This window comes from Grimontia sp. AD028 (genome assembly GCF_000973155.1).
Taxonomy (GTDB): domain Bacteria; phylum Pseudomonadota; class Gammaproteobacteria; order Enterobacterales; family Vibrionaceae; genus Enterovibrio; species Enterovibrio indicus.
Genome location: NZ_LASY01000070.1, coordinates 103,256 through 126,891, shown reverse-complemented (window position 1 = coordinate 126,891; position 23,636 = coordinate 103,256). Strand labels below are relative to the sequence as shown.

21 protein-coding genes and 1 riboswitch are annotated in these 23,636 nt (G+C 50.3%); of the genes, 9 read left to right on the top strand and 12 right to left on the bottom strand.

What is annotated here, in order from left to right:
- The first annotated feature begins 12 nt into the window (after positions 1–12).
- Complete coding sequence (locus RN22_RS16270; RefSeq protein WP_046305783.1) at positions 13–1,014, top strand: ArsJ-associated glyceraldehyde-3-phosphate dehydrogenase; 1,002 nt, start codon at positions 13–15, stop codon at positions 1,012–1,014.
- A gap of 54 nt (positions 1,015–1,068) precedes the next feature.
- On the top strand, positions 1,069–2,289 hold the full coding sequence (arsJ, locus tag RN22_RS16265) for an organoarsenical effux MFS transporter ArsJ (protein ID WP_046305780.1): 1,221 nt from the start codon (positions 1,069–1,071) through the stop codon (positions 2,287–2,289).
- A 47-nt stretch (positions 2,290–2,336) separates the two neighbouring features.
- Here the strand turns inward: arsJ and RN22_RS16260 are convergent, their stop codons facing one another.
- The 8 genes from RN22_RS16260 to RN22_RS16225 form a co-directional block, all read right to left on the bottom strand.
- Positions 2,337–3,335, bottom strand: a complete 999-nt coding sequence (locus tag RN22_RS16260; protein WP_046305777.1) for a formate dehydrogenase subunit gamma — start codon at positions 3,333–3,335, stop codon at positions 2,337–2,339.
- A 53-nt stretch (positions 3,336–3,388) separates the two neighbouring features.
- The gene (gene fdh3B, locus RN22_RS16255; protein WP_002542131.1) at positions 3,389–3,994 is read right to left on the bottom strand and encodes a formate dehydrogenase FDH3 subunit beta; all 606 of its coding nucleotides are present in this window, start codon (positions 3,992–3,994) and stop codon (positions 3,389–3,391) included.
- Positions 3,995–4,009: 15 nt separating this feature from the next.
- Positions 4,010–6,865 carry a formate dehydrogenase subunit alpha gene (locus RN22_RS16250; RefSeq protein ID WP_046305775.1) on the bottom strand — a complete coding sequence of 952 codons (2,856 nt, stop codon included), beginning with the start codon at positions 6,863–6,865 and terminating at the stop codon, positions 4,010–4,012.
- Positions 6,866–6,886: 21 nt separating this feature from the next.
- Positions 6,887–7,096 carry a twin-arginine translocation signal domain-containing protein gene (locus RN22_RS16245; RefSeq protein ID WP_002542129.1) on the bottom strand — a complete coding sequence of 70 codons (210 nt, stop codon included), beginning with the start codon at positions 7,094–7,096 and terminating at the stop codon, positions 6,887–6,889.
- 56 nt (positions 7,097–7,152) lie between these two features.
- Positions 7,153–7,764 carry a molecular chaperone gene (locus tag RN22_RS16240; RefSeq protein WP_002542128.1) on the bottom strand — a complete coding sequence of 204 codons (612 nt, stop codon included), beginning with the start codon at positions 7,762–7,764 and terminating at the stop codon, positions 7,153–7,155.
- 9 nt (positions 7,765–7,773) lie between these two features.
- Positions 7,774–9,489, bottom strand: coding sequence for a 4Fe-4S binding protein (locus RN22_RS16235; protein ID WP_369700104.1), 1,716 nt, complete (start codon positions 9,487–9,489; stop codon positions 7,774–7,776).
- A gap of 181 nt (positions 9,490–9,670) precedes the next feature.
- Positions 9,671–10,261 (bottom strand): DUF3306 domain-containing protein, encoded by a 591-nt coding sequence (locus tag RN22_RS16230; RefSeq protein ID WP_046305773.1) that lies wholly within the window; start codon positions 10,259–10,261, stop codon positions 9,671–9,673.
- Positions 10,251–10,703, bottom strand: a complete 453-nt coding sequence (locus RN22_RS16225; protein WP_046305771.1) for a DUF3305 domain-containing protein — start codon at positions 10,701–10,703, stop codon at positions 10,251–10,253. Before RN22_RS16225 ends, RN22_RS16230 begins: the two co-directional genes overlap by 11 nt.
- Positions 10,704–10,893: 190 nt before the next feature.
- On the opposite strand from RN22_RS16225, the gene RN22_RS16220 reads away from it, so the two are divergent.
- Positions 10,894–11,724: a formate dehydrogenase accessory sulfurtransferase FdhD gene (locus tag RN22_RS16220; protein ID WP_002542124.1), complete on the top strand. Its 831-nt coding sequence runs from the start codon at positions 10,894–10,896 to the stop codon at positions 11,722–11,724.
- Positions 11,717–12,616 carry a helix-turn-helix transcriptional regulator gene (locus RN22_RS16215; RefSeq protein WP_046305769.1) on the top strand — a complete coding sequence of 300 codons (900 nt, stop codon included), beginning with the start codon at positions 11,717–11,719 and terminating at the stop codon, positions 12,614–12,616. Before RN22_RS16220 ends, RN22_RS16215 begins: the two co-directional genes overlap by 8 nt.
- Positions 12,617–12,625: 9 nt before the next feature.
- On the opposite strand, the gene RN22_RS16210 is transcribed toward RN22_RS16215, so the two are convergent.
- The gene (locus tag RN22_RS16210; RefSeq protein ID WP_046305767.1) at positions 12,626–14,662 is read right to left on the bottom strand and encodes a cache domain-containing protein; all 2,037 of its coding nucleotides are present in this window, start codon (positions 14,660–14,662) and stop codon (positions 12,626–12,628) included.
- Between the two features lie 18 nt (positions 14,663–14,680).
- Positions 14,681–16,060, bottom strand: a complete 1,380-nt coding sequence (locus RN22_RS16205; RefSeq protein WP_046305765.1) for a sigma-54 dependent transcriptional regulator — start codon at positions 16,058–16,060, stop codon at positions 14,681–14,683.
- 330 nt (positions 16,061–16,390) lie between these two features.
- On the opposite strand from RN22_RS16205, the gene RN22_RS16200 reads away from it, so the two are divergent.
- From RN22_RS16200 to RN22_RS16180, 5 genes are read left to right on the top strand one after another with little or no spacing between them, the layout of a single operon-like run.
- Positions 16,391–17,200: a substrate-binding domain-containing protein gene (locus RN22_RS16200; protein WP_046305763.1), complete on the top strand. Its 810-nt coding sequence runs from the start codon at positions 16,391–16,393 to the stop codon at positions 17,198–17,200.
- Positions 17,200–17,901 (top strand): ABC transporter permease, encoded by a 702-nt coding sequence (locus tag RN22_RS16195; RefSeq protein WP_046305761.1) that lies wholly within the window; start codon positions 17,200–17,202, stop codon positions 17,899–17,901. The genes RN22_RS16200 and RN22_RS16195 overlap by 1 nt, the downstream gene beginning before the upstream one ends.
- An 8-nt stretch (positions 17,902–17,909) precedes the next feature.
- Positions 17,910–18,611, top strand: coding sequence for an energy-coupling factor ABC transporter ATP-binding protein (locus RN22_RS16190; protein ID WP_046305760.1), 702 nt, complete (start codon positions 17,910–17,912; stop codon positions 18,609–18,611).
- A complete protein-coding gene (gene mobA / locus RN22_RS16185) occupies positions 18,595–19,179 on the top strand; it encodes a molybdenum cofactor guanylyltransferase MobA (protein ID WP_046305758.1) in 585 nt (194 codons plus the stop codon). The genes RN22_RS16190 and mobA overlap by 17 nt, the downstream gene beginning before the upstream one ends.
- Positions 19,176–20,942: a bifunctional molybdopterin-guanine dinucleotide biosynthesis adaptor protein MobB/molybdopterin molybdotransferase MoeA gene (locus tag RN22_RS16180; protein ID WP_046305756.1), complete on the top strand. Its 1,767-nt coding sequence runs from the start codon at positions 19,176–19,178 to the stop codon at positions 20,940–20,942. Before mobA ends, RN22_RS16180 begins: the two co-directional genes overlap by 4 nt.
- A gap of 62 nt (positions 20,943–21,004) precedes the next feature.
- Here the strand turns inward: RN22_RS16180 and RN22_RS16175 are convergent, their stop codons facing one another.
- Entirely contained in the window at positions 21,005–21,583 is a 579-nt protein-coding gene (locus tag RN22_RS16175) for a thymidine kinase (protein ID WP_046305754.1), read from the bottom strand.
- 115 nt (positions 21,584–21,698) lie between these two features.
- The gene (locus tag RN22_RS16170; protein ID WP_046305752.1) at positions 21,699–23,279 is read right to left on the bottom strand and encodes a Na+/H+ antiporter NhaC family protein; all 1,581 of its coding nucleotides are present in this window, start codon (positions 23,277–23,279) and stop codon (positions 21,699–21,701) included.
- An 89-nt stretch (positions 23,280–23,368) separates the two neighbouring features.
- A riboswitch (Lysine riboswitch) is annotated at positions 23,369–23,550 on the bottom strand.
- Positions 23,551–23,636 lie beyond the last annotated feature (86 nt).

Here is a 23,636-nt window from a genome sequence, read left to right as displayed (position 1 = left end):
AGGAAAATTGAGATGTCTATTAAAGTAGGAATTAATGGTTTTGGCCGTATCGGCCGTCTGGCACTTCGCGCCGCATTCGACTGGCCTGAACTGGAGTTTGTTCAAATCAACGATGTCGCTGGCGATACAGCGACGCTGGCTCACCTTCTGGAGTTCGACTCTGTTCAGGGCCGCTGGCACCATGAAGTCTCCACCGATAGCGATACCATGCTGATCAACGGTAAAACCATCCGCACGACACAGCAAAAGAACATCAGTGATATCGATTGGTCTGGTTGTGACGTTGTTATCGAGGCAACAGGTGTACACCGTAAATCCGAGTTTCTGAATCAATACCTCGAGCAAGGCGTTAAACGCGTGGTTGTCTCTGCACCCGTGAAAGAAGACGGTATTGCCAACATTGTTGTGGGCATCAACGACAACATCTTCGATCCAGAGGTCCACCGCGTTGTGACCGCAGCATCGTGCACCACCAACTGTATCGCTCCTGTGGTGAAAGTGATTCACGAGAAACTGGGTATCGAGCAATCTGCTTTCACAACGATTCACGATCTCACCAACACCCAAACCATTCTGGATGCACCGCACAAAGACCTTCGCCGTGCGCGCGCCTGTGGCATGAGTTTGATCCCAACCACCACGGGTTCTGCGAAAGCTATCGTTGAAATCTTCCCTGAGCTGGAAGGTAAAATTAACGGTCATGCAGTCCGTGTTCCGCTGGCGAATGCCTCTCTGACTGACATCATCTTCGATGTGAAGCGCGACACCACCGCAGAAGAAGTGAATGCTCTGCTGAAGGAAGCGTCTGAAGGCGAGCTGAAAGGCATTCTTGGCTTTGAAGAACGCCCACTGGTATCTATCGACTACAAAGGCGATCAGCGCTCTACCATCGTCGATGCACTCTCGACTATGGTTGTTGGCAAGCGCATGGTGAAAGTCTACGCCTGGTATGACAACGAAATGGGCTACGCTACGCGCACCGCAGAGTTGGTTCGTAAAGTAGGTCTAGCGTAAACACAGAAAAAACATCAAGAGCTGCAAACGCAGCTCTTTTTTGGGCGAGTTGTTATGCTGTCTCAATTAAATTCCCACGTTCGCCAGTACATGCTGGTGACATTCAATTATTGGAATTTCACCATCACTGACGGTGCACTGCGCATGTTGGTGGTCCTTTATTTTTATGACCTGGGTTACTCCAGTCTGGAAATCGCTTCACTCTTTCTTTTCTATGAATTCTTTGGTGTGGTGACCAACCTGATTGGCGGCTGGCTCGGTGCAAGGTTAGGTCTTAACCGAACCATGAACATTGGTCTCGGCATGCAAATTGTCGCGCTCGCCATGCTGGCGGTACCGACAGCTTGGCTCAGTATTCCCTGGGTAATGGCAGCGCAAGCCATGTCCGGTATAGCCAAAGACCTCAATAAGATGAGCGCAAAGAGCTCAATCAAAACACTGGTTCCTGAAGATGCACAAGGCGCACTCTACAAGTGGATTGCAATTCTCACAGGATCTAAGAACGCATTGAAAGGTGCTGGTTTCTTCCTGGGCGGTGCACTGCTTTCCTTGATTGGTTTCCAATCTGCGGTTGCTGCGATGGCAGGTGTCTTGCTGCTGGTATTTATCGGCAGCCTGCTGTTCCTGAAGTCAGACATGGGCAAAGCGAAAACCAAGCCTAAGTTCTCAGAGATATTCTCAAAATCCAGCAGTGTGAATATTCTGTCTGCTGCCCGTATGTTCCTGTTCGGTGCCCGTGATGTCTGGTTTGTGATTGCCCTTCCCATCTATCTCGGTACCACCTTTGGCTGGGACCACAGTGCCGTCGGCGCATTTCTGGCAACTTGGGTGATTGGCTATGGCTTTATTCAGGGGATTGCTCCGAAGATCACAGGTAAAGCTTCTGGTAAAACGCCGGATGGCAAAGCCGCAATCTATTGGGCTATGTTGCTTTCCGTCGTCACGGGGATCATTGCCGTCAGCGTTCAACAACAGTGGCATCCAGAAACCGTTATTATTGTTGGCTTGATGGTGTTCGGTGCTGTTTTTGCTGTGAACTCTTCACTGCACTCTTACCTGATTGTCAGCTATGCCAAAGGTGACGGCGTTTCGCTGGATGTGGGTTTCTATTACATGGCGAACGCGATGGGACGCTTGATTGGCACCATTCTCTCGGGGTGGATATTCCAGGTCTGGGGGTTTGCAGCATGTCTCTGGGTATCTTTCGCTTTCCTCGCAACAACCACAGTGATTTCGTTTTGGCTGCCTACGACCAAAAATGAGTCTCAGCAATAAGCACAAAAAAGCCCGCATCTGCGGGCTTCCATTTGTTTACCTATACGTCAGGTACTTTGTTGCTCTTTCGCTTCTGTCGTTTGAGAACTGCTTTGGCCTTGCACTTCGTCCAGCCAAAGCTTGTGGTGTTGCTTCGCCCAACTTTCATCCACGTAGCCTGTTGCCATCCCTTCAAGCGCACCTTCAGTACCCACTGTACCGATGTAGATGTGCCCTAACGCAGCTGCGAACAAACCCAAAGAAGCGATACCGTGTAGCAGGTTTGCTATCTGCATATCCTCACGGGTTTGACCAAAGAGTGGGAAATCCATCACCAGACCTGTAACACAGACCACCACACCAACGGTTGCCAGCAGCCAGAACCAGATCTTCTCGCCACCATTACAAAAACCTGCATCCGGGTGTTTGCCGTTTGGCAGAATACCACCGCCCTGCTTGAACCATTCAATGTCGACTTTGTTGATGAAATTGTTCTTCATCCACTTCACCAACATACAAAACAGTCCGAGCACAAACAACGGCCCCAGATAGTTGTGCGACACTTTAGCCGCATAGATGATGCTGCCCCAAACTGCTTCAGGCGCCACAGGTTTAATAAAGTGCTTACCGTATAGCAAGAGCACGCCACTGACCGCCAAGATCAGGAAGTTGATGGCGGTGAACCAATGCATGGCGCGCTCAAACGGTGTCCAGCGCATCACCTTTTTACCAGTGCGCTTGTGCGATAACTCTATGCGTCCAGCCCACAGGTAAAACAACAACAAGCTGCCTGCCGATGCGCCAAGGAAAATCAAACCAAGCGGACTGATCCACTCATTACGAATTTCCCGCCAGCGTTGACCATCAACATTGATCAGTTGTCCAGCTTCTGCTCCCGTCGCAACCGTATATCCCGACTCTCCGCCTCGCACTTCTCTCCAGAATTCAGGGCCAGCCAGTTGCACTATTTCTTTCTGGGGATCCGCCTTGGCACCGCCTTCAGCAAGACTGACTGGAGACCAAAAGGTTGCTATCACCATTAGCATGGCGAGCAATGTTCTAAACATATCTCTCCTCCTGACTCCGTGGGACGAGCCACGTCCCACAGAGTCCCTGCTAATCAGCTTTTGGTCGCGTCGTAGGCGAGGTCATCGCCCTTAGTCCAGCCAGCCCCTTTTGCGCCACGTTCTACAACGCGCTGACGGAATACTGCAGAAATTTTCTCTGCATCCCCCGCCAACAGTGCTTTGGTAGAACACATTTCAGCGCACAAAGGCAACTTACCTTCGGCAATACGGTTTGCACCATATAGCTCTCGCTCTTTTGCCGAACCGTCCGGCTCAGGACCGCCTGCACAGAAGGTACATTTATCCATCTTGCCGCGCTCCCCGAATGCCGCCGTTTTCGGGAACTGAGGCGCTCCAAACGGACAAGCAAACAAGCAGTAGCCGCAGCCAATGCAGGTCTCCTTGTTGTGCAAAACAATGCCATCTTCTGTTTTGTAAAAACAGTCAGCGGGACACACAGCCATACAAGGGGCATCGGCACAGTGCATACAGGCAACTGACACCGAGTTCTCACCCGCTTCACCATCATTCAGGGTGACGACACGACGACGCTGGGTTCCCCAGGTCACCACTTCAGAGTTAGCGTTACTACACGCGGTGACACAGCCATTACATTCAATGCAGCGTTTGGTGTCACATAAGAATTTCATATCAGCCATAACTATGCGCTCCCATTACGCCGGTAAGATCTTACAAAGTGTCACTTTGGTTTCCTGCATCAGGGTAACCGGGTCGTAACCGTAGGTGGTTGCGGTGTTCGCCGCTTCACCAACGACATACGGGTCAGCCCCTTCTGGGTATTTCGACCTCAGATCTTCACCCTGGAACACACCACCGAAGTGGAATGGCATAAAGGCCAGCCCTTTGTAGACACGAGGTGTAATCATGGCCTTCACTTTCACGCGGCCTTTATCAGGGCCTTCAACCCAAACATCCTGTCCATCCACAATCCCCAGATCGTTCGCGTCAGCAATGTTGACTTCCACAAACATCTCTTGCTGCAGTTTCGCCAGCCATGGGTTTGAACGGGTCTCTTCACCCCCACCCTCATACTCAACCAATCGGCCAGATGTGAGAATGATTGGATACTCTTTCGCCGCATCAATTTCCTGAATCGATTTGTACAGCGTTGGCAGACGATAGATATCCGCTTTGTCATCCCAGGTTGCGTATTCAGGCAACAAGTCACGGCGCGGGGTATACAGTGGTTCACGGTGAAGTGGCACTTTGTCTGGGAAGGTCCAGACAATCGCACGCGCTTTGGCGTTACCAAATGGGATACAACCGTGATTGATGGCGACACGCTGAATACCGCCAGACAGGTCTGTCTTCCAGTTTTTACCTTCAGCAGCCGCTTTCTCTTCTGCTGTCAGATCATCCCACCAGCCAAGTTGTTTGAGCATCTTGTCAGTGAACTCCGGATACCCGTCTTCCAACTCACAGCCTTTTGAATAGCTATCGACTGCCAGCAGGCTTTCACCTTCATATTCCACACCAAAACGTGCGCGGAAGTTACCACCACCGCGGGCGACTTCTTTTGATGTGTCATAGAGGATGTGTGTACCCGGATGTTTCATTTCCGGTGTTCCCCAACAAGGCCATGGCAGACCATAGGTCTCCCCATTAACCGGGCCACCTTCTGCTTCCAGTGATGTTTTGTTGAAGGTGTGCCAGTTTTGCTGATGCGTTTTGATACGTTCTGGGCTCTGGCCTGTGTAGCCGATTGTCCACATACCACGGTTGAACTCGCGGGTAATGTCTTCAATCAGAGGTTCATCGCCATTCACCTTCACGTTCTTAAACAGTTGGTCTGAGAAACCCAGTTTTTGGGAAAGCAGATACATGATGTTGTGATCAGGCTTTGAATCAAACAGAGGGTCAATCACCTTGTCACGCCATTGCAGTGAACGGTTAGATGCGGTCACCGATCCGTAGGTTTCAAACTGAGTGGTCGTTGGCAGCAGGTAAACGCCGTTTTTACGGTTGTTCATGACTGCAGCAACGGTTGGATAAGGGTCGACAATGACCATCATATCCAGTTTTTCCATTGCCTTTTGCATCTCGGGACCACGGGTTTGCGAGTTCACCGCATGCCCCCAGTAAAACATGACGCGGATATTGGCTTTCTGGGCAATTTTATCAGGGTCTTCCAGCACGCCATCAATCCAGCGTGAAACCGGTATACCGTTGCTGTTCATTGGTTTAGAGCCGTTGTATTCCGTTTGGTCAAAACGCCCCTGAACCCAGTCATAGTCCAGATCCCAGACTTTCGACCAATGTTTCCATGCACCGTTAGACAAACCGTAGTAACCCGGCAAGGTGTGGGACAACACGCCAAGGTCGGTGGCACCCTGCACGTTATCGTGTCCGCGGAAAATATTGGCACCACCGCCTGATTTACCGATGTTCCCCAGAGCAAGCTCCAGCACACAATAAGCGCGGGTGTTGTTGTTACCTGTGGTGTGTTGCGTACCACCCATACACCAAACCACACAGCCTGGGCGGTTTTCGGCAAGGATTTTCGCCGCCTGATACATGTCGTCACGTCCAACACCGGACACACGCTCTACTTCTTCAGGATTCCATTTCGCAACTTCTTCACGGATTTCATCCATGCCAAACACGCGCTGGTAAATGAATTCCTTGTCTTCCCAGTTGTTATCGAAAATGTGCCATAGCAGGCCCCAGATAAACGCAATATCGGTACCCGGACGTAGAGAAACAAAGTGGTCGCCTTTCGCGGCAGTGCGGGTGCGACGAGGATCAGCCACAACAATCTTACAGCCGTTTTTCTCTTTCGCGATGAGAATATGCTGCATCGCAACCGGATGAGCTTCGGCAGGGTTGGAGCCGACAAAAAGGATCGACTTACAGTTATGCATGTCGTTAAAGGAGTTGGTCATCGCACCGTAACCCCAGGTATTCGCCACCCCTGCTACCGTGGTGGAGTGACAGATACGTGCCTGATGGTCGACGTTATTGGTTCCCCAAAGCGATGCCATTTTACGGAACATGTAGGCCTGTTCGTTGCTATGCTTTGCCGAACCCAGAAAGTACACAGAGTCAGGGCCGTCTTGCTTGCGGATTTCCAGACATTTGTCGCCAATTTCATTGATGGCGGTGTCCCAGCTGATTTTCTGCCACTTGCCATCCACCAGTTTCATTGGGTATTTGAGGCGACGTTCACCATGGCCATGTTCACGAAGTGCAGCCCCTTTGGCGCAGTGTCCACCGGCATTGAATGGGTGGTCAAACGCAGGCTCCTGACCCGTCCAGACACCATCCTGTACTTCTGCATACACGCCACAACCCACTGAGCAGTGAGAACAAATCGTGCGTTTTTGTTCAATCGGTTTGTTTGGGTCAACGTCTTTCGCTGCAGCTTTTTTCATCATACCTGGTGCAAACATGCCAGCAGCGGCAATACCACCTGCGGTAGCCAGCGTAGAATTACGCATAAAGGTACGACGGGAAACACCCAGTTGCTTTTCGTCCTTGCTGACGGTGTCAGACCGTTTCGTCAGTTTCATCATCTCACTCCATCAGCCAGGTTAGAGGGAATCGTAGTAATCACGAACATGTTGCGTTTCGCGATAGCCCGAGGGGTTTTCCTGTTCCGGCTTAGCCACCGTGACTTCCGCTTGAGCCGCACCGCTCACCACAGTAGTGGCCGCTCCAGCTGCTGCAGCAACACCCAGTCCTTTAAGGAACTGGCGTCGCGCTTCATTTGGCTTGTCTGTCTCTTTTTGCTTCTCTGACATCACATTGCTCCTTGTACTTTTTATCAGCGCTTCTGTCCGCTTTCTGCAAGGCAGAACTACCACGGTCGCTGGGTAAAGCTTATTTTTTCTATCGTTAAGAACTGTTTCGCGAGTGCAGCAACAGAGGAGTAAAACACGGCTGCATTCGCACGAATCACGTCGTCACACAATCGCTCAAACCACGGCGCAATATGACGGTTGAAAAAAGCCTTCTGGCTTTCCATATCCTCTTCATCCACCAGCATCGCCATCACTTCCAGCAATGCGGCGATATGATCTTCTGGCTCTTTGGTTTCTTCCTGACGCTCAAACCCCAATCGTCGTAAATCCTGACGAAGGTGTGCCAACGGCAGTTCCATCAAAGACCCGGTTAGATACCAGGAACCGAATGGCACCACTTCACCACGTCCGACACCGATAAATAGCTGTTGATACTCATCGGCCGCCTGCATGGGTGTGGTTTTACTAGCGGAAAGCCTGAGAACAGACCAAGCCGCTGCCATGCCTGCCTCTTCGTCGCCTTCCACTTCCAGTGTCGCAAGCCAGTTCAGTGCATCCTGATCAGGTGCCTGTCTGAACAGATGCGCCAGAAGGTGATAAATGTTGAGACGAATTTCATTTTCTTCACGGGTGACATCTTCCACGTTGATGATTTCCTGCATTGCCATTCGTCCCTCCTAAACCTTCATCTGTTTCTCTGGGTTGTTGATCATTGTTTCAGCGACAATGTCGCGAACCCGGCAGTCTTCGCACATCGAGAGACGTTTGATGGCATCACCTTCAAAGTGACTGTGGTTTTGCAGTTTTTCTATCAGCATGTTCACCATGGAAACCGGCGCAAATGGCTTACCGCAACTGGTGCATTTCGCCGCCTCCTCTTCATGTAAGATTTCTCTTTGCTGACGCGTTTCGGTGTCCCAGTTGTAGCGGGGTTCAAGCGTGATCACAGATTCAGGACAGCTCGTTTCACACAACCCACATTGCACACAGTCCTGCTCGCGGAATGTCATTCCCGGATGGGAACCTATCGCTAAGAGTGCATCAGTCGGACACACGGCCACGCACCCCATACAAAGAGTGCATTCGTCAGTTTTCACGTTTACGCGGCCATATGGCGCATTTTGAGCAAACATTGATACGGTGAGAGTTTGAGCAGATTGCGCAGCCAACAGATCCAACGCTGCGCTTAGTTTCTCGCGCTTGGTACCAGTGAGTCTCTCTGTATGAGAGAGCAACGCATTGGAGTATTGGGTGAGTGACGAAAGTGAGTCGACAGCTTTCAACGCAATGCGGTCTGGTTCGATATTGAGGTCACTAAGGAAGGAAGCAGATACCGCAAGTTCCTGCTCCAGCACATGACGTGTTTTAGCGTGAAGGTTTGGCGCCATGGCCAGTATCACCTGAGAAGCACCGTAAACCAATGCGCTCAGCCATGTGTCCAACCCGACGGAGGCCAGCTCTTCCAGTCGGACTGGAATGGTATTGTTCGGCAGCACTGACATGGCATCAACCAAAGCGTCTTCATCCGCTTCGGCGTAGAAAAGGATTGCTGGAACCTCACCACCTTGTTGACGGTAACCTTGAATCAGGTCGAAGACAAAATGCTGGGTGTTTTCCGGATCAGGTAAGGCATAGCTGATGGCTTCTGTTGGACACGCAGTAGCGCACGAGCCCATCCCCTGACACAAGTAAGGATTGATGGTGATGGTTTGATTGATCGAGCTTAGTGCGTCGGCAGGACAAGCATCGATGCAACGGGTGCAGCCTTCAAGTCCGCGGGATGCATGAGCACAACGCTCATTGTCCAAACGGAAAAATTTAGGCTTGTCGAAGGTTCCCACCGTTTCAGATATCGCCGCTAACGCTTCTTCTGTAGCCACCAAGCCACGACCTACAGCGTGATATCCCAGAGGAGGCAATTGTGCTGCATGGATACCGTTTTCAGTGAGGTCGACGATCAGGTCAAAATGCTCCCGCCCGACAGCAATTTGCGCCAGATTTTGCGGCGTTCCGTTTCGCTTCAAGGTGACTTGAAAAGCTCCTAAGAAGCCTTCGATACTCACGTCGCTGCCATAGAACAGCGCAAGACCCTCTGAAGGGTTCGATAATGTCGCGCCCGCTTGATTGCAAAGCAGCACAACGCGGTCACGGATATCATCTGCGATTGATTCACTGAAAGCAGAGAGTGCATCAGCCGTTCCCACAACGAGAGCAAGCCCACGGCTTTCAAAGCTCACCGTAGGCGGGATAAGGTTTCCTAACGTGACTGTGCTTTTCAGAGCATGCAGTCTGGCCAATCCATTGGTATCTGTTTGTTTTTCTAGATACTGATTGAGTGTTGTTGTGTTGTTTTCCGTCGACATATTCTCAATTGCTGTTGTCTGTGTAGCCATAAACACCTGCGTCCCTAGCCGGCAAACGGCGTTAATCTGCTTCAATGCGAGAGTTCTTCAAGGCTGGCTTTACACCGTTTAGCGTTGCTGAACAGGGGCTTAGCTACGTCTTCGAGTAAGACACTTCTGTTACAGCAAGTAGCGAACCAGCTTTGAAGGAAGAAAAATGACCTAAACGGAGTCAGGATCCGTCCAAATTCTTATCCACACTTTCTATTGGGACATTTTGTCCCTCCGGGTGAGACAAATTGTCCCCTAATTCCTCATGGGTACTTTTTGTCTCACCTTCTGGTAATTCCTTGAGACCACCCTCGTTAACTGGTTGATCACTTGAGGTTTCCTGAGCCAACGCTTCGTCTTCCGGTTTCTCCTCGGTCGCTTCTTCCAGCTTTTCCTTAGTCCACTTTCTCAAGGTTTCAGCCACTTCCGCACTGAGGTTGGCAGTTTTGGAATAATCGAGGTCATAGTCGTTCATGCCATCAAGCACGTTGTAAGCATCACTGTGAAATAGTTTGCGAAGCGCCGCTTTCTTCACCTGTGAGGACACACCTTTCACCAGGAATGCTGCAACGGAGTCCCCTTCTCTCAAACGCTCAACGTCGTCCATGGACGGTGGGGGAAGTTCTGATTCTTCAGGTTCAGCCGAAGCCTCGGAGACCACCAGCTCGGCATCGTCCTCAATCAGCTCAGTCTCTGGCGGCTTTTCATCTTCAGCCGTGCTTTGTTCCTGCTTTCGCTTGGACCAACGGTGTAAAAAGGAATCAGTTGCCACTCGCCCTCCCCGCGCCTTTGCGCTTCTTCTTACGCACTTCGAGGAGCTCGCCATGACGACCAATAAAGGCTTCCATCCAGGCCTGAACAGGCAATGGCATAGGCACAGACTGCACCAGATAATCACCATCCATAAAGCTGGCTGCATTGGTCTGCGATGCTGTAAGTTTCAGGGGTTTTATGGATTCATCGTCTTCGACTTCGAAGATGAAAAAGAGGTGGGGATCGCGGGAACTGAGGTTAAACCGATAGTCCGTGCGTTCGTCTTTAAATAGCTCTAAAGGCAAGGAAATCTGTTCCCCTGAACACTCTTCCTCCGTACGGGGCAGGTTCAGGTTCGCGATAGACCAGCGCTTGGTTTTCCAGCGACCGACATCAACCTCTGTGGCTTCCAGGTCAAATTGCATTAGCCAGTATTGAGGGTCTTTTATTATTTTCGTCACACATCACTCCTTGAGGTTCCAGGCTTCAAAAACGCTACCGCAGGCACGCAGAAGTCTGATTTTCTAACCCCATGAAGCAAAACACATACCAGCGACCGGATTACTCTGCTGGCTTGGAACGGGAATTGCTAACTTTGCTGATGATGTTCAGTTTTCGTGCCTCTTACACACCCAAAAGGAAGCCGGGTAAATGACCCAACCAAAAATTATTCAAACCCAGACCGACATTCCTCAAACCATTGATGTGACAGTGTTCGATGAGTATGGCGAACCAATGACCAAGCAAATTGCCTGCGAACGCGCCTTAACGGTTTATCTCAACTGGAAGGAAATCGTGACCCTGATGACCTTGGGTGCCCGACCGGACATGCTGGTATTGGGGTATCTCAAAAACCAAGGGTTGATTAACGATGCTGACGCACTGGATTCAGTCATCATCGATTGGGAAACCCAATCCGCCGCAGTGGTCACCGCAGAGCAAAACGACGATATCGACGAGACGCTTTCCAAGAAAACCGTCACCTCGGGATGCGGTCAAGGCACCATGTTTGGCAACGTTATGAAAAAACTCGAAGACCTGAAACTGCCAGAGCACCGCATTACTCAGTCTTCCCTGTATGGCCTGCTGGAAGCGCTCACTCACCACAATGACACTTACAAAGCAGCAGGTGCTGTACACGGTTGTGCGGTGTGTAAAGGCACGGAAATTCTTTCTTTCGTCGAAGATATTGGTCGTCACAATGCGGTCGATACCCTGACGGGCGAGATGTGGCTGAAAGGTGAAACTGGCGAAGATAAAGTCTTCTACACCACAGGGCGGTTGACGTCAGAGATGGTGATTAAGGTGGCGCAAATGGGGATCCCTGTGCTGCTCTCTCGCTCGGGCGTGACACAGATGGGTTATGACCTTGCCAAACAACTTGGTATTACCATGATTGCCCGCGCTAAAGGCCACCGTTTTCAGGTCTTCAATGGCGCAGAGAACATAGACTTCGATGTAAAAGGTGGGTCAGATGAGTGAATTTCCGGAGTTCATGAATGCCCGCCAGGTTGCGGAGTATCTCGATCTGAACGAAAAGAAGGTCTACAGCCTGGCCAACGACGGCGTGCTTCCCGCCACCAAAGTCACAGGAAAATGGCTTTTCCCAAAAAGCTTGCTTGACCGATGGCTGCTGGAGTCCAGCCACAATGGCGTATTCAGCGACAGACTTTTGATTGCAGGCTCTGATGACCCTTTGCTGCAACACATTGTGAGCAAAATGGCCAATGCACTGGGAAGTACAGCATTGGTTGGCTACACCGCCACGGGCACCAAGCAAGGATTGTCGATGCTGGAAAAGGGGCATGTCGATATCTGTGCGATTCATTGGGGAAATGCCGAGGAAGCCAAGCTCCGCCACCCTGCACTTATCCAACAATATGCCGGACACAAAAACTGGGTGTTACTCCATGCTTTCGAGCGCCAACAAGGTCTGATTGTTCGCCCTGAACTCGCCGAGCAATTGAACGACCCGCACCATTTCACGGGAAAAGAATGGCGATGGGCTGGTCGTCAAGGCGGCGCTGGCAGTGCTCGTGCGATGGAAGAATGGCTATTTAGAAACGGTATTACCACTGACATGCTCAATACGGTCACTGTGTGTCTGAATGAGCGGGAATTAGGTTCTGCGATTGCACGGGGGGCGGCTGACATTGGGTTTGGTAGCCAAAGTGCCGCGGGAGAATTTGGCCTCGCTTTTCATCCCATTGCCAATGAGGCCTTTGAACTGGTCATCCCGAAAAACATCTATTTCCGCTCCTTAGTTCAACAGCTGATGCAACATCTGGATGACGAGGAGATCGTCAAACAAAGCGAGCAGTTCGGCGGTTACAACCTTCAACATGCTGGCAAGCAAATGTGGGCGGCTGGCTAAGCGCCAGCCTTACTCCATCACCTGCAGCGAAGTGATTTCATCATCGGTCTGAATCTTTTCACGCAGATAAAGCGTGAAGGTGGTTCCTTCGCCAAGCTCGGATTCCACCTTAATCTCACCGCCCAAACCGCTGACGATGCCATGGGTTACCGCAAGTCCAAGCCCAGTTCCTGATCGGCGCGTGGTGAAGAACGGGTCGAAGATTTTGGTGAGGTTTTCATTGGCGATGCCACAGCCAAAGTCCTGCACAGAAATGGTCGCCCCGATGGGATTGCCGTTCTCATCTAACCAATCAGAAGAACGCACCACCAGCTTACCTCTGTCATTCATGGCATGAACGCCATTCATCTGCAGATTCACCAGTACCTGCAAAAGCTGATGGCGGTTAATCTCCACACAACATTTGGCGTTTAGCTCTGTCACCACTTCCACATCAGATTTCTTGGTTCCCGAACGAACCAAAGTGACACTCTCTTCAATCACCGGATTGACGTGTTGCCAAGTGATTTCATCCTGCACCCCACCCTGGCGGCTGTATTGGAGTAAGCTCCGGGTGATATTGCGAATACGGTCAATCTGCTCCAAGACCGCACTCATTTCTTCGGACACCAACGTCGCGTTTTTGCCCAACTCGTATTCCATCAACTCAATGTTGCCAAGGATCACCGCAGTCGGGTTATTGATTTCGTGTGCAATCCCCGCTGTCAGCTCACCCAGAGCAGCAAGCTTCTCGTTTAGTAGCAGCTTACTTCGGGTTTGTTCTAACAAGGTGATGTTCTGGCGGAGTTCTTCGGTGGTTTCATGAAGACTGGCTGTCCGCTCTTTGACCTTGTCTTCCAGCTCCAAAGCATTCTGTCGAATGGCTTCATTTTGCTGCTTGAGCTGATCGAGCATGGTGTCGAACTGACGGGCAAGAATCGCGAGTTCATGCTGCGGGTCCAACCCCAGCTTGCCAATGCGTGCATCCTGATCAAAGCGCACCAGACGTACGACACGGTGAATACGCTCAATGGGCCGGAACAGGTCCTTCGCACCGCGATACACCAATAGTCCCGTCACAAACAACGTGGCGAGAATACCGAAGCCTAATTCCACCAAGTTGGTGAGGTAACGGGAGATCAATGGCCATTCGAGATAGCCAGTGTAAAGCATGCCTATCACCCGGTTATTGAAGTCTCTGATTGGCTTGTACGCCGAGATATACCAAGCATCGTAAACATAAGCCCGGTTAACCCATACATCGCCATTTTCTAACACTGACTTTCGCACTTCATCCGACACACGGGTACCGATAGCACGGCCAAACTTGTTATCGGAATCGAGAGGCACATTAGTACTGACGCGGATGTCGTCCATAAACAGGGTGACGGTTCCCACACTGGCATCTGGCAGAGTACCTTCTGGGAAAACAAGGTCACGAATTCTGTCCACCAGCTCAGTACTGTTATTCAGCAATATGCCGCCATCAATGATCCACTCTAGTTCGCCAGCCTCGTTGAAAAGAGGGAGTAAGCTTCGGCTGATCAAACCTCGGGATTCAATCACCTGCTCATTGAGAAGCGGAATCTCCGCACGTGAAGATAAGTCCGGCGTAATCGCTTCCAGTTCAATGTCCGACATCACCTGAAAGAAAGTGCGCTCGCGACCTTCAATCAGTGGTTTTCGTAAGCTTTGCGGTAGTCTGTCTATTTCGTTGGCTGGGTAGACCGCAAGGAAATCAACATCATATTTCCCCGCTCTTGATTGCGCCCAAGAAAATATACCCTCAGGGTCACGTTCAATCTGCATTTGGAAATCATAAGAGCCCGCAATGGCATTCAATTGCAGTCGCTGTTCGCGCTGTAACACCTCCATACTGTTGCTAGCGACGGCAAGGTCAGCGTTCACACCCGCCAATGCGCTTTTCCAAGAATACGCCAAGGTCCAGTACATGGTGAGTGCAATCAGCGCAAGCAGAGTAATAATGATGGGAACAGACGTCAGCACCAAGAGACGATAACGCACCATAGTGCGAAAACGCTGTCGCCATTTAGTGAACCATTTCATCCATTGTGCTCCATCATGTTACTCGTCGTTCCACTCTTTAAATTTTCGCTCCAATGTCTTTCGCGCCACACCCAGTTGTCGCGCAGCAGCAGATTTATTTCCCTCATGAGCATCGACGACTTTTTCGATGTGCGCGCGTTCTACGTCTTTTAATTGCCATTCTTGCGGATAGCCATCCTCGCAGATTGTCACGACCTGTGTTTCTCCGCTGGTGGAGGCTTTTGGCAACTCTCCGTCACTCCAGTGTTGCAGATCCGGTTTACCCAGCAATACCGCCCTTTCAACGGTATTTTTAAGCTCACGAATGTTGCCCGGCCACTCATAGCCTTGCATTGCTGCCAGTTCTTCCGCTGACCACACCACAGGTTTCAAGCCCATTTCCCGCGACAGTGTTTCGGAGAAATGATTGAGTAGTAATCCGATATCTTCAGCACGCTCTCGAAGCGGAGGTAATTCGATGGAAAGCACATTCAGGCGATAGAAGAGGTCTTTTCGGAATCGCCCTTCTTCTACTTCTTCCTGCAAGTTTCGGTTGGTCGCCGCGACGATACGCACATCGACTTGTACTTCCCGTTCTGCGCCGACGGGACGAATAGTTTTTTGTTCAAGAGTTCGTAAAAGTGAAGCCTGCATCGGCAGTGGCATCTCGCCGATTTCATCGAGGAAAAGCGTCCCTTTATCCGCAACCCTAAAGAGTCCGTCCTTGCTCTTTCGCGCACCTGTAAACGCGCCAGATACATGACCAAACAACTCGCTTTCCAAAAGCTCTGGCGCAATGGCACCACAGTTAAGCGGAACAAAAGGCCCACCCCGCCCACTTAATGAATGCAGTGCACGCGCCACCAACTCTTTACCTGTACCGGACTCCCCTTCAATCAAGACGGCTGCCGGAGAGGGTGCCAGTCGGGAGACCATCTCTCGCATCGCGAGGGTTTTGGGTGCTTCGCCAATAATATCGACTGGAAATGAACGGGCGACATCGCGCTGCAAGGCGACATTACGCCTTTCCATCATGCGTTTATCGAGGCAGCGTTGAACCGATTGCAGCATTTGTTCGAGGTTGAAAGGTTTGAGAATAAAGTCGGAAGCACCAGCGCGAAGGGCTTTGATGGCGGTTTCGAGTTCCGCATAACCTGTCATGAAAATGATGTCGCTGCGCCTTTCATCATCGGTGAAGGCTTCATGCCAATCGATACCAGAACGCCCCGGCAGGTTGATATCAACAATCAATAAATCGAAATGATTGCGCTGTCTTAACGCTTCAGCTTCTTCCAATGAAGAGGCCGTTTCGACCTGAGTAAGCTTCTTGGAGAGCGCTTTATTTAAGATAGCGCGCATGCCGGGTTCGTCATCAACGACCAGCGCGGAGAAACCGAATTGCTGTAATGCGTCCTTCATTCAGTCAAAAGCCTTCGTATTCGTATCAGGTGTACCCAAACAGCGTGAAGAATCAGTAAGTTTGGTATGTATCGATAGCATACCGACTCAATCATCATACATGCGACATTTTGACTCAGTCCAACAAAGCCTTAAATGAATCATGTATATAAAGCTGGTCATCAGATCGCAGAACTGTGACGAACCTATTTAATTTTCAATTATTTATGCGCTTAAATGCACGCGCTCAATTTTTGGCATTTTTGTTGCAGTGTCCACAATTCGACCCATCCCAAGTGGGCGAGGCAACACCCTAAAACAAGAAAAGCAATCAAACGTCAGGAAGACAAAATGAACTTCATTAAAAACTCGAAAATATTTGCGCTCATCATTTTCCTCACTTTTTCCATGACGGCAAATGCCGCGGAGATTATCAGACTGGCCACCACCACCAGTACTTATCACTCAGGGTTATTGGAGTATCTATTACCAGAGTTTAAAAAAGACACTGGCTATGAAGTACAGATCCTGGCGGCAGGCACAGGTAAAGCACTAAAAATGGGGGAAAATGGCGATGTCGATTTGGTCATGACGCATGCGCCAAATGCTGAAGCTAAGTTTGTCGACAAAGGTTTTGGCGTTCTGCCTCGCGGCCTGATGTATAACGATTTTGTTTTGGTCGGCCCATTGTCCGACCCTGCGGGTGTAAAAGGCGGGAAAGACGTCGCCGCCGCATTTAATGAGATTGCTGCGAAAAATGCTGATTTTATCTCCCGTGGTGATGACTCTGGTACCAACAAGAAAGAGCTGCTTCTATGGGAAAAGGCTGGTCAACGTCCTGAATTTAGTGCTTATAAAGCAGTCGGCCAAGGCATGGGGCCAACGTTGACCATGGCGAACGAAATGCAGGGCTACACACTGACTGACCGTGGTACCTGGTTAGCGTATGAAAGCAAGCTGGATATGGAAGTGTTGGTGGAAGGCGATACGCGTCTTTTTAACCCTTACCAAGTCATTTTGATCAACCCAAGCCGTTACCCAGACATGAACTACGAAGGGGCGAAGGTCTTCAGTGATTGGCTGGTGAACCCAAAGGCACAGGCAATGATTAATGGCTTTAAAGTGAACGGCCAACAACTATTCGTGGCGGATGCTGGCTAATGGATATGATGGAAACAACCCGACAGGCAGTTACCTTGCTGTTTAGTGGCGATACAACACTATGGGGTATTGTCGGGGTATCGTTTTCCGTATCGCTATTTGCTATCGGGCTGGTGATTTTACCCGCCCTTCTCATAAGCTTTGCGCTTGCGTACTGGGATATTCCCGGAAAATGGGTGGTGTTGTCACTGGTTAACACCCTTCAATCTGTTCCTACCGTGGTCATCGGCCTACTGCTGTACATGATGCTTTCAAGAGCAGGACCAATGGGCGACTGGAAAATGCTCTTCACCCAAAAAGCCATGATCCTCGGACAGATTTTAATTGCGATGCCGATCTTGATCGCCATGATGCATGCGGCCTTTCAAAACAGCGATCGCCGCGCTTGGGAAACCGCCTACACGCTGGGCGCTTCTATCCCCCGCGCCATGCTGACACTGATGTGGGAAATTCGCTTCCCATTGCTGGCAGCTGTCATCACAGCATTTAGCCGAATTATCACGGAAGTGGGTTGTTCCATGATGGTCGGCGGCAATATTTTGAATTACACAAGAAACATCCCCACGGCCATTGCGCTTGAAACGTCAAAAGGGGCTTTTGCTCAAGGCGTTGCACTAGGCATGGTTTTGTTGATCCTCGCGCTCACGATGAACTTTTTCATTAGTTACGCGCGTGGTAACGGTCACCTGAGAACAAGTTAGGGGCAAGGATGAGTCAGATTACATTGGAAGCCAGCGACCTGTCGGTGAAATACAAACACCGACTTTTATTCCATATTCCTTCGCTGAAAATCACCCCTGGTGATGCGATTTATCTCACCGGGCAAAATGGCATCGGCAAAACCTCCCTGCTGAAGGTACTGGCTGGTATCCAAAAACCAACCAGCGGCATTTTGAACCTTCGCAAGCCGACACTGATGCAACGTCTGGCAGGATTCGCCGGGCAAAGCGGTGTTATCTACATGCACCAAGCCGCTTATCTTTTCGACGGTACAGTTGCTGAAAACGTGGCTTATGGTCTGAAAGGCAGGCATTTCTGTCAAAGAACCTGCCGCCAGCTTACAATGCAGGCCTTGCGAATGATTGGGCTGGAAAGCCTGAGTCGGGAGCATATCTCCGTACTTTCCGGAGGAGAAAAACAAAAAGTGGCGATGGCTCGCGCCTGGGCGCTAAACCCTTCTATCCTTTTGATGGATGAATCCTGCGCCAACCTTGACCCTGATGCCATCGAAGCACAGAAGGTCATGGTCGAAGATCTGTTAGATCGTGGCTCAAGTCTGGTGATCACCAGCCATCATCCTAACTCGCTAACTGCTTGCTGCAATCAACGCTGGTCGATCGAAAGCCAGCGCTTGATCCATAAGCCAAAACTTAACTTAATCAACAAGGATAACCATGCAGTCGCTTCCTGAAACCACGTGGGTCATTCTTGCCGGCGGCCAAGCTCGTCGCATGGGTGGAAAAGACAAGGGCCTTGTGACCCTGAATAACAAACCTCTCATCGATTATGTTCACGACCGCCTGACCGAGCAAGGCGCGCATGTTGCCGTAAATGCCAACCGCAATCAGGAAACCTATGCACAATACGGGCAGGTTTTCAGTGATGTTTTCGAGGGCTTTCCTGGGCCTTTGGGTGGTATCCATGCTGCCATGGCACAACTGGACAGTGAGTGGTACGGCTTCGTCCCTTGTGACTGTCCTAACCTGCCTCATAACCTGCTGGAAAAGATGTATCAAACTATCTCTGATGATACCGAAATTGTGGTCGCCCATGATGGCGAGTCCGTCCAGCCAGTGGTGACTATGTACAAACGCAGTGTGTTTGAGCGATTACAAAACTTCCTCAATAACGGTGACCGTAAAATCGTTCTGCTCTACGACATATGTAAGACAGAATTCGTTGATTTCAGTGATGAGCATGATGCCTTCATTAATCTGAATACACCTGATGAGCTGGAAAAATTCGGGGCGCTTTCATGAGTCTTTCCAACTGTTCTTTGCCTGTACTTGGGTTCGCTGCCTTTAGTGGTACAGGTAAAACCACCCTGCTTGAAAAACTCATTCCACAGTTAGTGGAATCGGGCGTGCGCATTGCCATGGTGAAGCATGCGCACCACGAGTTTGATGTCGATAAACCGGGTAAAGACAGTTATCGCCTCAGAAAAGCAGGCGCCTCCCAAATGCTGATCAGCTCGCGCAATCGCAATGCCTTGATGACAGAAACACCCGAAGAAGAACATACCCTCAACCAACTGCTCAGCCGCCTTGACCAAAACCGCGCCGATCTTGTTCTTGTAGAGGGCTTTAAGCACGAGAGCTTCCCAAAAATCGAACTTCGCCGCGATGAGCTCGCTAAGCAGTGGCTTCACAAAGAAGATAAAAACATCATCGCGATTGCCTGCGACAGCCACCCGGATTCGGATTTGCCAACGCTAGACATCAATGATGTATCGGCAATTTGCGGTTTTATCCTGCGCTGGATGGAAGGCCACAAAGCACAGACAGCCACCTGTGATTCCTTATCCCCCACTATGCTCTCTGTAGATGCTGGAAGGGCAAAGATTTTAACAGCCATTGATGAGCCAACGTCCAGCGAAGTTCACCCACTGGAGTCTCTATCTGGACGGGTTTTGTCAGAAGATGTTATCGCACCGGTCAATGTGCCTTCGAGCACCAACTCGGCAATGGACGGTTTCGCGATTCGCAGTGATGATTTAGAGCGCGACAGCTATCAAATCGTAGGCGAAATTTATGCAGGCCATGGTCTTGGCATACCACTGCAAAAAGGCGAGTGTGTCCGCATCATGACAGGCGCGCCTGTTCCCGAAGGCGCTGACACTGTCGTGATGCGAGAGCAAGCAGCGATGGACGGCGATTTGGTGATGTTCGATACCCGAAAAGGTGCCATCCGTCCAGGACAAAATGTACGTCAGGCAGGCGAAGATCTTAAAAAAGGTGCTGCGGTATTTAACGCAGGCACCCGCCTAAACGCCGCATCAGTGGGGATGATGGCGTCACTGGGTTTCAATCAAGCCAAGTGTTACAAACCTCTCACCGCTGCTCTGTTTTCAACCGGAGATGAAGTGCAGGCACCCGGAACTCTTGCCAAAGAAAGCTGCATCTATGATGCCAATCGTTTTACGGTTCGCAGCATGTTGGAAAACCTCGGTTGCCGAATTCTTGATTTGGGCATTATCGAAGACAGTGAGCAAGCACTGACAAATACACTGGCCACGGCTATGGAAAAAGCCGATGTGGTGATTTCCTCCGGTGGTGTATCAGTCGGTGATGCGGATTACATCAAGAACGTTCTGGATGCCTTGGGTGATATTAACTTCTGGCGCGTAAATATGCGTCCAGGCCGTCCTCTCGCCTTCGGCAAATTAGGTAATACACCTTTCTTTGGCTTACCGGGTAACCCAGTAGCTGTTATGGTGACCTTCCTGCAGTTTGTAGAACCTGCCATTCGTAAAATGCAGGGTGATGCTAACTGGCAACCTCAGCTCTTCTCGGCAGTGACCCAAGAGAAAATTCGCTCCCGTCTCGGTCGCACAGAATACACACGCGGTATTTATTCCATCAGCGCCAATGGTCAAATTGAAGTACGTTCGACAGGTTCCCAAGGCTCAGGGATTTTACGTTCAATGCATGAAGCAAACTGCCTGATTGAGGTGTCACCGGAAGTGGAGAGCGCAGAAGTGGGTGATCGGGTTAGTATCATTCCGCTCGTTTCAAGGCTCTAAACTCAGAACGCCAGAAACAAAAATGCCGCTGAATTCAGCGGCATTTTTTATCGATTTTATGCTTATTTGCCTAGCGCTTCTTTGTAGTGCACACGACACACTGACACGTATCTGTCGTTACCACCAATCACGACTTGATCACCATCAGCAATGGCATTGCCTTCTGCGTCGGTGCGGATCACCATGTTCGCTTTGCGGCCACAGTGACAAATGGTCTTCAGTTCTACCAGCTTGTCTGCCCATGCCAGCAGGTATTTCGCCCCTTCAAACAGCTCACCACGGAAGTCGGTACGTAGACCATAACAAAGCACAGGAATACGCAGTTTATCGACTACTTCAGTGATTTGATAAACCTGCTTTTCGGTCAGGAACTGGCATTCATCAATAAGAAGGCAATCCACTTTGTTGTTGGCGTTGATATCGCAAACAGCTGCGTAGATATCGTCTTTCGGCGAGTAAAGTTGGGCTTCTGCCTGAAGACCAATTCGAGAGCTGACTTTACCCACACCATAGCGGTCATCGATTGCAGCGGTAAAAATCAGCGGGTTCATGCCGCGTTCCTGATAGTTAAACGAAGACTGCAAAAGCGTGGTGGATTTACCTGCATTCATCGCAGAGTAATAGAAGTACAGCTGGGCCATGGAATTCTCCCGAAATTAAGACTGACGAATGCTACCGAAAAATGGAGAACGGTAAAAGCGGCGCAAAGCGCGTTACAAGAAAAAAGCCCCCGAAATCGGAGGCTCAGAGAGTAGTTTATGCCAGCTTGCCCGGTCGACGTGACATCCAGCCAAACACCGCACATACCATGACGAATACACACATACCTGCCAGCAGGGAAATGCTCAGTGAATCCGTGAAACCCAGCACCAAATAAGACACAGCTGCAATCAGTGCTCCAGCCAAAGCGTAAGGTAACTGAGTCGCTACGTGGTCGATGTGGCCACAGCGCGCGCCGGTAGAAGACAGAATAGTGGTATCTGAAATCGGTGAACAGTGATCACCAAATACCGCACCCGCCAGAACGGCTGACAGCATCGGCAGCATCAGCGCGATATCTGTTGCGCCTGCAAGGTCACCCGCGATTGGCAGCATGATACCGAAGGTACCCCAAGATGTGCCGGTGGAGAAAGCCATCGCCGCTGACAACAGGAACAACAGCACTGGGAGCAATTGAACTGGCAGGTTGCCCTGAATGAGGGTCGACAGGAATTTGCCGGTCGCCATGTCACCAATTACGCTACCGATTGACCATGCAAAGAACAGGATCAGGATGGCACCAAACATAGATTTCGCGCCAATCCAAGTGGTACGGGCGATATCAGAAACCGCCAAGCCTTGTTTCGCCACAGTGATCAGCGCTGATAGCAAGCCCATCGCGCCACCATATAGCAGCGACATGCCTACATCTGTGTTCTCAAATGCACCCAGCACAGAGAACGCTTTACCGTCGGCTTCCAGCGCCTGTGCACCTGAATAAACCATCCAAGACATGGTCGCCACGATAAGGACGATAATCGGCACAACCAAATCAGACACTCGGCCTTTTTCGCTTTCTTCAATGCCAAGTTCGTCATCGATTGGCTCATGACCACTTTCTTCATCACCCAGACGACTGCCGGTTGATGCTTGGTATTCAAAGCGACGCATCGGACCCACATCCATCTGGAACCAAGCCACAGCAAAGACCAATAGCAGTGCGAAAACGGCATAGAAGTTCATTGGGATCATGTGTGCGAATGCGCTTAGCGGGCTGTAATCAGTGACCCCGTGACTGACCAGAATGCCGCCAATCACAGTAATGATGTAAGCACCCCAGCTTGAAGCAGGCATAATCACGCACATTGGCGCTGCAGTTGAGTCTAGGATATAAGCCAGTTTCGCACGGGAGACGTGGAAACGGTCCGTTACTGGACGACTGATGGCACCGACAGCCAGGCTGTTGAAGTAATCATCAACAAAGATAAATACGCCCAGAAATGCTGCCAGCAGTTTCGCGCCACGTTTACTTTTCACGCGGCTCTGTGCCCATTCTGCAAATGCACGTGTACCACCAGAAAGCGTCAACAATGCCGTGATTGCACCCAACAACAGAAGAAAGGCAACAATGCTCATGTTCCATGAGTTAATGCTGCCATCTGAAATAAACAGTCCCTTAATCAGGTTGCCAAGATAAGAGGCTGTGCCGGAAACGGAAAAATCGTTGAGCAAAAATGCACCGGACAGAATACCCAGACCCAAAGAGAGCAAAACGCGGCGAGTTACAATAGCCAGTCCCAACGCCAAAATGGCGGGGAGCAAAGAAAGAGAAGAAGAAGAAAAATCGACTAAATTCATGATCTCTATATCAACCTATTCGGTTGGAGATCTACTGCAGAAATGGAAAACCAGACTGAACGAAGACAACGGTTATACACATCGTTAAATCCTACAGTAGCGCTCCATAGTTAAATCCCAATACTATGGCAGTGTTGTGCCTGTTCGGTCACAACCCCAGCAGAGTCCCCAGATAAGCGACATTCTGCTTCGGCGCTATCTCCTTTCATTTGTCCTCACTGGCATCACCCTAAGACAAACTACTGATAAACCGCGCACCTCTACGTGTATCAACTCAAACCTTTTTATACGATTGACGGTTTTTGCACCGGTAAACATATACAAAGTAAGCCCGTTTGAGCATAAAGCTAGCGTATT